Annotated in this window: 7 protein-coding genes; 2 read left to right on the plus strand and 5 right to left on the minus strand. The window is 34.8% G+C overall.

The genetic code is table 11. The features are described from left to right. Positions 1-307 precede the first annotated feature (307 nt). On the plus strand, positions 308-4,462 hold the full coding sequence (locus BU038_RS10625; RefSeq protein ID WP_107606027.1) for an SdrD B-like domain-containing protein: 4,155 nt from the start codon (positions 308-310) through the stop codon (positions 4,460-4,462). Between the two features lie 87 nt (positions 4,463-4,549). On the opposite strand, the gene BU038_RS10630 is transcribed toward BU038_RS10625, so the two are convergent. From BU038_RS10630 to BU038_RS10640, 3 genes are all read right to left on the minus strand, one after another. After that, positions 4,550-5,050 (minus strand): hypothetical protein, encoded by a 501-nt coding sequence (locus BU038_RS10630; RefSeq protein WP_107606028.1) that lies wholly within the window; start codon positions 5,048-5,050, stop codon positions 4,550-4,552. Positions 5,051-5,200: 150 nt separating this feature from the next. After that, positions 5,201-5,659, minus strand: a complete 459-nt coding sequence (locus tag BU038_RS10635) for a hypothetical protein (RefSeq protein WP_107606029.1) — start codon at positions 5,657-5,659, stop codon at positions 5,201-5,203. Further along, a complete protein-coding gene (locus BU038_RS10640) occupies positions 5,643-6,476 on the minus strand; it encodes a DUF3100 domain-containing protein (protein ID WP_107606030.1) in 834 nt (277 codons plus the stop codon). Before BU038_RS10640 ends, BU038_RS10635 begins: the two co-directional genes overlap by 17 nt. A 305-nt stretch (positions 6,477-6,781) precedes the next feature. Here BU038_RS10640 and BU038_RS10645 point away from each other — a divergent pair, with 305 nt between their 5' ends. Then, entirely contained in the window at positions 6,782-7,669 is an 888-nt protein-coding gene (locus tag BU038_RS10645) for a hypothetical protein (protein ID WP_107606031.1), read from the plus strand. Positions 7,670-7,775: 106 nt separating this feature from the next. Here the strand turns inward: BU038_RS10645 and dcm are convergent, their stop codons facing one another. Beyond that, entirely contained in the window at positions 7,776-9,017 is a 1,242-nt protein-coding gene (gene dcm / locus BU038_RS10650) for a DNA (cytosine-5-)-methyltransferase (RefSeq protein WP_107606032.1), read from the minus strand. Between the two features lie 91 nt (positions 9,018-9,108). After that, a complete protein-coding gene (locus BU038_RS10655) occupies positions 9,109-10,638 on the minus strand; it encodes a Sau3AI family type II restriction endonuclease (protein WP_107606033.1) in 1,530 nt (509 codons plus the stop codon). Positions 10,639-10,918 lie beyond the last annotated feature (280 nt).

Consider the following 10,918-nt stretch of genomic DNA (forward strand, 5'->3'; position numbering starts at 1 on the left):
CACCTACACAGTACAGAAGAAATAAAAAAGTATAATATCATAAAAATATGTATAGTAATAAGTACCCTTTCTATTATTTAATACAATATTTTAATACTCTAATTAAATATAATCACATTAAGCCGTCTAATTTGTTATTGTTTCCTACTCATTTTGTGAGTCCCCAGGGATGAAGAGAGTCTGTCTATTTCAAACACTAGTTCTTCTCCAACGTTCTACAGGAACAATACAGATTGGTTCGGCTTAATTTTTATACCTAATTAGGGATAAAAGAATTGAACGGCTTAAATAGAGAGAGGAGAAACACATGAATAAACAACTAAATAATTTTGAGGCAAGGCACCGTAACAAGTATGCAATCCGACGATTTTCGGTTGGCACAGCATCCATTATTGTAGGTGCTACCTTAATATTCGGTCTTGGTCACGAAGCAAAAGCAGCAGAGGAGATAACATCATCAAACCAGGCTAAAGATTCAACATCACCACAGCCAGATGAGACTGCGTTAAAAGCAGAAACACCAGATACTCAGCCGGCAACTATTGATAACACTGAAAAGCAATTAACTAATGAAACACTAAAAGAACCAATTGAAAACGACACAATAACAGACAACAAAGCAGATACAAAACCACAACTAGAAATTACCCCTAAAGAACCTAAAGTATCACAACCAACTACAGAATTAACACCTATCAAAGAATCAACACCTACTGAACAAGAAAATCCTATTGAAGAAAAAACACCACCTACAGAACAAGAACCAACAATTAATGAAGCACCAACAACAGGCGTACAACCTGAAAATAACCCACCAAAAGTTGAAGAACCATCAGAAGAAAAACAATTAATAAAACTTGTCGCTGCACCTCAAACACTAACTGCGTCACAGCCTGTTAGTCCGGTTGTCGAAACAGGGGGTGGAGAAGCGGATATTACAGCACAAAAAGCACCAGTAGTAACAGCAGACTTATTAAAACAATCATCTCAAAATAAAGATAAAGACACTGTTGAAGCTACACCACAAAATGCACAAATATTACGAGGGGCAGCTTATACAGCTGAAGATTTGAAAGATGTAGTAACAAATCAAACGGGATCAAATGTTAATGACTTAGTTACTGTTTCAAACCCACAAATTAGCGAAACAAAAATTGACCCTAACCAAGGTGGTAACTTCCGTTTAACAGCAGATTATAAAGTAGATGACAAAGTTAAAGGTGGAGATTACTTCACAGTACAAATACCTGAATACGCAACATTCAACGGCGATTTGCATTATAAAAATGCAGAGGATAAAGTACACACAGTATTAGCTACACCAACTGGTATGATTGTTGCGGTAGGTGTTTATGACACAAACACGAAACTTCTAAAATACACATTTACAGATTGGGTTAATGATAAACAAAATATTTCTGGTAAATTCGACTTAACACAATTTACTGACAGGGATAAAGCTACAAAAAAAGGTGTATATACTTTGAACTATGATTTAGCCGGAGAAAAGTATAACCCGCAAATCACATATGATTATGACGCTCATGATAAAGGCTTATATCCAGCTTCTGTTGATACTGTAATTACAAGTGTAGATGCCTTACAAAAAACAAATGATTTCCAACAAGTGATTTATGTTAATCCAATGGATAATAATCTAGCTTCAGCTATATTAAGAATAGGACCCAAGGATAAGGATAGTAATGCATTATTAAAAATTGATGATACACAACTTCGTATTTATAAAGTGCCTAATAAAACAGATTTAACAGACAGCTATGCATTTGATGTTTCTAAATATCCAGATTTAACATCAAATTATCGTGTGGACACAGATAATCATGGTAATTTATTGGTGAACTTTGGGGCTATTAGCGATCCTTATGTCGTAGTTGTTGACTCAAAATTTGACCCGACACTCAGTTCTAACTTAACAACAAGATCTATATTATATGCCAGGGATTATAATGGTAGGGAAGCTACTTATTACTATGACACTAATGTAGTGACTCAATATAGTGATGGAACTGGTGACGGTGTACTTGAAAACTACAAAATTGGAGATTATGTATGGGAAGATATTAATCAAAATGGTATTCAAGAATCTACTGAAAAATCAATTGAAGGCGTAAAAGTTATTTTAAAAGATAAGGCAGGTCAAATACTTCAAACAGCAGTTACAGATAAATATGGTAACTACTTATTTAATAACCTTAAAAATGGTGAATATGTTGTTGTATTTGAAACACCAGATGGCTATGTTCCAACAACTAAAGAATTAGGAAACAATCGTGAAAAGGACTCTAATGGATTGATTTCATATGTAACAATTAATGGAGCAGATGATTATACAATAGATTCTGGGTTCTTTAAACCTGTAGTAGCGACATATAATTTAGGTGACTATGTCTGGGAAGACAGCAATAAAGATGGTATCCAAAACTCAAATGAAGTAGGAATCGCTGGAGTAACGGTTACATTAACAAAACCAGATGGTACAAAAGTAACAACAGTTACAGATGAAAATGGTAAATATAAATTCACTGATTTAGAAAATGGCGAATACCAAGTAGATTTCGAAACACCAGAAGGTTATAAATCTACATTGATAGAGCAAGGAAATTCTAGAGCGCTTGACTCAGAAGGTACATCAGCTACAGTGAAGATCAACAATGCAGATGATTATACAATCGACAGCGGCTTCTACAAACCGACAGTTGAACCGACACCAGTTCCAGCAACATACAACTTAGGTGACTATGTCTGGGAAGACAGCAACAAAGACGGTATCCAAAACTCTAATGAAGTAGGAATCCAAGGTGTAACGGTTACATTGACTAAACCGGACGGTACAACAGAAACAACAACAACTGATGAAAAAGGTAAGTATGAATTTACTGGATTAGAAAATGGAGATTATAAAGTAGATTTCACAACACCGGAAGGCTATACAGCTACATTAGTCGATCAAGGTAATGATGCTTTAGATTCTGAAGGTACTTCTACTACAGTAAAAATCAACAATGCTGATAATTACACAATCGACAGCGGCTTCTACAAACCAACAACTGAGCCAACACCGGTTCCAGGTACTTACTCAATCGGAGATAAAGTATGGGAAGACAGCAGTAAAGATGGTGTTCAAAACTCAAACGAAAAAGGTATCGCAGGGGTCACAGTTACATTGACTAAGCCAGACGGCAGCACAGAAACAACAGTGACAGATGATAACGGTATTTATCACTTCTCAGGCTTAACTAATGGTGAATATACAGTGACATTCGATACACCGAAAGGCTATGAACCAACTAAAGTAAGCGTTGGAGATAAAGCATTAGACTCAGACGGTCAAACGGTTAAAGTTGTAGTAGATAATGCGGATGACTTCACAATCGACAGTGGCTTCTACAAACCGACGGTTGAGCCGACACCAGTTCCAGCAACTTACAACTTAGGTGACTATGTATGGGACGACAGTAATAAAGACGGTGTTCAAAATTCAAATGAAAAAGGCATCGCAGGCGTAACAGTGATACTGACTAAACCAGATGGTACAACAGAAACAGTTGTGACAGATGCTGAAGGTAGATATAACTTTACTGGATTAGAAAACGGTGAATATACAGTTAAATTCACTGCACCAGAAGGTTACACAGCAACTAAAGTAAATGTTGGTGATCAAGCATTAGATTCAAACGGTTTAGAAACGAAAGTCGTAATCGACAATGCAGATAATTACACAATCGATAGCGGCTTCTATAAACCAGTGGTGGAATCAGCACCAGTTCCAGCAACTTACACTATCGGAGATAAAGTCTGGGAAGACAGCAACAAAGACGGTGTTCAAAACTCAAATGAAAAAGGCATTTCAGGGGTAACAGTTACTTTAACTAAGCCAGATGGCAGCACAGAAACAACAGTAACGAACGAAAACGGTATTTATCAATTTACTGGATTATATAATGGTGAATACACAGTGACATTCGACACACCGAAAGGTTACGAAGCAACTAAAGTGAATGTAGGAGACAAAGCATTAGACTCAGACGGTCAAACAGTCAAAGTCGTGGTAGATAATGCAGATGACTTCACGATCGACAGTGGCTTCTATAAACCAGTCATTGAACCTGAAAAACCAATCACACCAGAAAAACCGGAAGAACCAAAAGTTCCAGAAAAACCTGAAAAACCAAATAAACCAGAAGTACCAACTACACCAGAACAACCATCAGAACCTGGTCAACCTACACCGCCTAAAGCACCAAAAGGTGATGTAGCCCCTCATAAAGTAGTTAAATCTGAAAAACAACCAGAAAAAGCTCCTAAAGTTTCTAAAGATAAAGCTTTACCAGAAACAGGTGAAGAAGGTACAAATGCAGGTTTAATTGGAACATTATTTGCGGCATTAGGTAGTGTATTCTTATTTAATCGTCGTAAGAAAGAAACAAAAAATCATAAATAATGTTAGTAATCTTCATTTAATTAAACATTAGTGCATAAGTAATGCCTCCTTAAGCTCACGTTATGTGAATGCTTTTGGAGGCATTTTTTAGTCTAAGTCATAAATTTCTTCGTATCTTACTTCTGTTGCTTGTGGTAACCAAGGCTTGCCTGACATAAAGCCAGCGTGAGCACCTTCAAACTCTGTGTTCATTAATTCATCCATGGCTTTTCTTTGCCAATCTCTTTCTCGTTTTCTTCGAAATTTTTCATCTTCGCTCATTTCAAAACGGTAGAGCCATTCAGGAATAAACTTTTTAGGTTTACGTTTCTTTGTTCCAGCATATTCGTTCAGTTCAATAGTGATTGCTCTTTTTTCATAATAGTAAGTGTCATTCAGAAAGATTAAATCAAAAGAGAAGGGTTCAGGTAAGGGAATGCCAAGTTCTTTATACTTTGCTAGGGCAAAACCTAAGCAATCTTCAGGAGGTAGGAGTTCGATTGGAGGGAGTACTTCATGTAGTGATTCCACATCGAAATCTACAAAGAAGTATTGGCTTTCAAGTTTCGGATTGTTTTTGTAAAATATTGCGACGTATGTGACTTTCATTATCTCAAGTCCTCTCTATATTTATTGTGACGCAGCTTAATTTGAGTAATGAACATAGTAGATGCTATTACCTTAAAAATAGTATAAAAAAAAGGAAGTCGACGACTCAATCGACTTCCTTTACTTATTTAGTAAACTTGTATTTATAAGTTAAATAATACCTTGTATCTTCAACACAATATGAGCTACGACGGCTGAACCGACATATGTACTCATTAGAATGACCATACCTACAACGATTGTTTTCCAACCTAATTTCGCAAAGTCAGTCCAAGAGTTGCCGATTGAAATACCTGCGTATGCCACAACGGGCGTAGCTAAAGCCATTAATTCTACATTATGTGTCCAACTAACGATATAAGGTGCCGTCGGCATACCAGGAATTGTAAGTACTAACCCAAGCACACCGATATAAGCAATACTAGGAATGTTAAGAGGGATAAGTTGTTGAAGAATCATACCGATCAAAGCGATTCCCATTAACGCAAGTACACCTGGAACAGCTTTTGAAGGCATAATGTCTTGGCCAATCCAGTTACTAATTAACGCAATAAGTCCCACAACAATAAGCGTCAAAGACCAATTGATAATATTAGACGTGAGTTTCATGTATATCCCTCTTTCCTTTCGTACTTTTTTGTAGTCTAGCTTTAAGTTTCATCACACCGTTGTAGTAACGAATTGTTAATGGTAATGCGATCAAGATCCCCATATATAATCCAGTTACTGATGTTAATAAGTTACTGACTCCTGAGAATGCTTTAATGTCACTAGCATAACTTGGGAACATTTCAATAATAGGACCAACTGCAGCAGCTGACATCACACCGCTACCAACACCAGTCGCCATTGCGTAAGCCAATGGATGTAAAGGTATAATGGATGCGATCAAACCTGAAAAGATGCTAAAGAATATTGCACCAAAAATTGTTCCAAAGATATACATAGACATGACGCCACGCCATTCAGGTGATTCAATTCCGAATTTCTCTGTAATCAATGCCATGTTTGCTTCTCTACCAATAGAATGTGTCATTCCGATAGCTTCGCGACGTAGTCCAAGCATAATTGCCAACGGCAATGAAAGAAAAATCGTTCCTAGATTACCAAGCTCTTGTAAAACTAATGCTGGGCCTGCCGCGATGATTTTAGGAAGTGCAGGTCCTGCTTCAGTACCAAATTTCGCAATTAAAATAGCAACAGAAATAAATACCATAGGTTCTGAGTTTTTGGCTTGTTTCTTGCCAACCAAAGGAGTGAAATAAGCTAATAAACCTAAGACAACTCCATAAACTACAGGTAATAATAAAATAGACGTAACCCCTAATGGAATATCGAATGGGCCAATTAATTCACAGATCACAACAATGGCTAATACTAAGACGTGTAATCGCCAATCTTTCCAGTAATGTTGTCTTCGATTCATAGTTATCTCCTCCTATATTAATTATCGTAATAATCAGAAAATTGTGTGAATGAACTCATTGTAACGTTAAACATATAGAAAGTGAAGAGGTAAGTGACACTTATTTTGCTCTTTTGGTAAATAAAATGTAGAGCAAAAGCGTATATAATTTGTATGTTCGCATATCCATGCTGATAAATGTATAGAAAAGGAGAGTATATTATGAGTGATAAAAATAAATGTGAGAGGAAGGCGTTCATATTGTAGAAATTGAAGTAGTGTTTTAAATCAATCGTTCTAAAAAATAAAGAAAAGAAGGACAACAAATGAATACAACATCAAAAGATAGAAATAAGAATGTAATGGATCGATCTACAAAAGAGGAAATAAATGTTCAGAGTATCGAATGTATAAAAAATTGGAGAACGTGTGATGAGAAGGAAAAAGAGTATTGGGCAAACAAATTCATTATGCTGAATCACCATACTGTTGATAAAGTGGTTGAACAAAATATATTACAGATAAAAGAAACGATTTTAGAAAGGCAAGATTTAATATCATATGGATATGAAGGATTGCTAATTACCATGAAAAAGTTTAATTTAGATAATGAAAGCTTTTTTCAACATGATAAGTATTTCAGAGTTCAGTATTATGTCAGAAAGAATATAGATGACCACAGATCTTCATATAAAATTCCCACGTTTGAAAAAGAACAGATAAATTTTATGAACCGTTTAATGTCGCAAAATCACTTTCTGGATGAAGATAAGTTAGATGCACTGTTGAGGGAGAAGATTGGAATTTCTGAAAAGCAGTTATACAAATTAAAAAAGTTCATGGAAATGTGTGTTTATAATCAAATATCATTAGATGAAGAAATGGATAATCTTAAAGAAGATGAATTCATAGATAATAAACTGAGGTTTATTGAAAGGGAAACTGAAAATAGCGTAGAGGAAATCGTTATAAGTAATCAATTTATTGAATATATGGTGAATCAAGCTAAAGAAATTTTGCCTACAGATAGATTCTTCATAGTATTCACTAGATATTTAGGGATAGATGGAAAAGAACCAGGAGAAATAAAAGACATAGCTAAACTAGTAGAAACAAGCTATAGATTCACTTTAAGTATAAAGAACCGTTCAGTTTCAAAGGTGAGGTTTGCTGCGAGAAGAGGAGAAATCTCTAATTGGTTTAAAGAAGAATAGTGGAATATCGTTTTATGAATGAGTAGTTAGATTTTTAAGTATTAAATAAGCCTTGAACTTCTATGTGAGTCATAGTGGTTCAAGGCTTATTTTTTCTTGGAATTTTTTAAAATAATTTCAATTGTGAAAAAGTATCTTCATCTTTATGTTCGTCTTCTATTTTTTCAATTTGATTGCCGATACGTGTGATTAATGGAACAACTAATGCATTGCCCATGCAAAAGAAACGCATTCTATCCGGCATTGTCGCAGTCCAATTATCAGGAAAACCATTTAATCTTTCGGCTTCAATAGGTGTTAGTGTACGATATTGATCATCAATTTTTAAAAAATGAGTGCTTCGGTTAACCGAACCTTCACTAGTAAGCATAGTTCTAGCTGGCAGGTCTAAAGAATCAGTTTCTGACATGCCACCTTCGCTAAAATAATACTCATGTCCTGTTTTTGAAGTTCTTAGTATTTTTTTAGGTCCGCGAAGATATTGAAATTTTTCTATTTTTTCATCAGTAATACCATAGTCTTTGACATCTTCTTCTAATATCTCTCCTAATGTAACTGATTTTTCATATATAGGTATCGTATCAATAGTTAATACTTTTCCATTTTGCATAACTCCTGAGTTATGGAATTGGAAAGTAAATTGATCAGAAATATCAACAATATCTTTAGAAACATTCGTTTCATTAACTCGTTTTTTATTTGGATAATCCTCGATTGGAAATGCTTTAGCGAATAAACCTTCTTTATAAATAATTTCTTCTAAAGAATGCTTAGCTAAACTTTGTGCATATGATAAGTCTCTTTTATAACCAAAAATAAATACTCTGCGACGTCTTTGAGCATTACCATAATCGGCGGCATTGATAACGCGCCATTCAATATTGTAACCGAGCTCATTTAATGTAGAAAGCATTACACCAAAATCTCTACCACGCTGTTTAGAAGGTGATTTAAGCAGTCTATCAACATTTTCTAGTAATAGGTATTTAGGCATAGTGTTTTGTATAAAACGGACAATCTGCCAGAATAAAACACCTTTTTTACCTTGAATCCCAAGCTCGCCACTTAAACTACGTGCTACTGAGTAATCTTGGCAAGGGAAGCCTCCTACAATCATATCGACTTGGGTATCTTCCATTTCTTTATCTGTGACTTCTGCAATATCCTCATTGCTGTGGACGCCTTTATCGAAATGACTAACATAACAATCAAATGCATGCTGCACTTTTTTTGAGGGTTCCCATTGGTTAGCCCAAATAATATCAAATTGCTTTTCTTTTGTATTTTCTAATCCAATGCGAAAGCCGCCGACGCCAGCAAATAATTCAGCAACTTTGATTTGTGTCATTTTAAAGCGCTCCTTCATAAATATATAATGAAATTATTATAACATAATAGCGAACGATCGTTCTATAATCCTTATTGCACTATACGTAACTTTATACAATGTCTTGCAATTGCTCAGCAATATAGTCGTTATTAAGCCAAAAACATTGTTTTGTCATCCAATCCTTGGAATACGCAGTATGATTATCAGGTCTGTTTGTCCATTTAGCAGGTACAGGCAATTGATCGGCATAAGGTCCATAAGCAGAATAATCGCGTTTTCTTGTATGTGGTCTAACATGGCATATAAGTCTATCCTTTAATGTTATAAAGTTATTGATGATTTTATAACCATCCTTTGTTGATTTGTTTTCAACAGCAGTTAATTCTACACCATTATTCAATTTATCGACAGTATCTTGCCATACTTGACGAACAGGACCGTCAATATCTTCCTCAGGCATACTAAAGAACTTTATCCCTTTGAATACAGTTTGATTTCCATCATCTTTGAATACAATAAATAAGAAACGAGCTTGGCGTAGGAAGTTGTTCCAAGAAGCGGTTGGCGTTCCTGTTTCATCTTCCCATTGTTCTTTAGCAAGTTCTTTAAAATTAAAAGCAGGGAATGACATGCTTTCTTTATTTTTATTGTTTTTATCAAACTGAATAGTTTTAACTATAATCATTGCTTTTTCAACCTCTTCAACATTTTTAAATACTTCACTACTTTTAGCGTTTCCGTTTAGATTTAGAATACGTGCAGCAATTTGATAATTAGCACTTTTAGCGTTTCCGTTTAGATTTAGAATACGTGCAGCAATTTGATAATTAGCACTTTTAGCGTTAGTTTCAATGTTAAAGATTTCTTTTAGCTCTTCTTTTGTTTTGCCTATATAAGGTTCAAAACGTTCCTTCACAATGGTTTCAATAGATTTTTCTTGTACTATATCGAAATCGGTAATGATAGATTCTGATTTTTCATCACCAAAAATATATTTTCTAAGCAAAGATGTAATGTAACCAGTTTTGAAGGAGAAGGCTCTTTGTTTGGCCATAATTTCTGAATTCGGCTGTGTTCTTAAAGAATTTTTATTCTCTCCTTTAGTACACGGCGAGAGATATTGGAAATAACGTTCACTTAATTCATGTGCACGTCCTTCTGAAATAAATTTATGTACGAGCTCCCAGTCTTGTTTTATAATCTCTAAATCTTTCTTGTTATTGGCAAGTTCAAATAAAGCAGTTTCTTTAAATTTCCAATCTGCTTTAGGTTTATCGGCTTCTTTCTCATAGAAACCTAATTGAATGCTCTTATTTTTAGCCATAAATTTACTGCTTTCAAATTCTTCATTCAACAAGTCATTGTAGTTAATGATGTTTAATACTAGTCGTTCAGCGGCACTGTATTGTCCGCTTTTCAGCTTTTTAAAAGGAGTAGCTTTTAATTCTACTCCTGCTTCTGCCATATCCGGTAGACTTAAATTATCTTTTTCTTTGCCGAACCAATTTTCAAATGCATCTCCAAAGCTGCTTTTTGTACTAGTAACTATACCATCTCTACTTAGTTCTTTTAGCGTCTTGCCAACTATTTCATTAGCTCTTTTTTGGACTTTTTCTTTGGTATTATATTGCTTCTTCATTTTACAATACTCCTTAGTGATGCCTAAAATTTTGGAATAAAAGTTATATATTTACCTCTATTTTACAAAATATTGACTATTAAAGAAATAATACAACGACAAAATCGTCTCAATTATATCGTCTCTTGACTAGAAGGGGGTGAATGTATAAAATATTAGAGTACGATTAGGAGGGTTAAATAATGAGAAATAAACTTTGGAAAGAAATAGTTGGTCATGGAACGGAAAGACAACTTTCAATGAAAGCATACAATAAGAGAAATACTGGGACCTATTATAC

Source organism: Staphylococcus simulans (assembly GCF_003043455.1).
GTDB lineage: Bacteria > Bacillota > Bacilli > Staphylococcales > Staphylococcaceae > Staphylococcus > Staphylococcus simulans_A.

Excerpts from the sequence above, each read along its gene's own strand:
- BU038_RS10625 (WP_107606027.1), top strand. The coding sequence starts at position 308 with ATGAATAAACAACTAAATAATTTTGAGGCAAGGCACCGTAACAAGTAT.
- BU038_RS10630 (WP_107606028.1), bottom strand. The coding sequence starts at position 5,050 with ATGAAAGTCACATACGTCGCAATATTTTACAAAAACAATCCGAAACTT.
- BU038_RS10635 (WP_107606029.1), bottom strand. The coding sequence starts at position 5,659 with ATGAAACTCACGTCTAATATTATCAATTGGTCTTTGACGCTTATTGTT.
- BU038_RS10640 (WP_107606030.1), bottom strand. The coding sequence starts at position 6,476 with ATGAATCGAAGACAACATTACTGGAAAGATTGGCGATTACACGTCTTA.
- BU038_RS10645 (WP_107606031.1), top strand. The coding sequence starts at position 6,782 with ATGAATACAACATCAAAAGATAGAAATAAGAATGTAATGGATCGATCT.
- dcm (WP_107606032.1), bottom strand. The coding sequence starts at position 9,017 with ATGACACAAATCAAAGTTGCTGAATTATTTGCTGGCGTCGGCGGCTTT.
- BU038_RS10655 (WP_107606033.1), bottom strand. The coding sequence starts at position 10,638 with ATGAAGAAGCAATATAATACCAAAGAAAAAGTCCAAAAAAGAGCTAAT.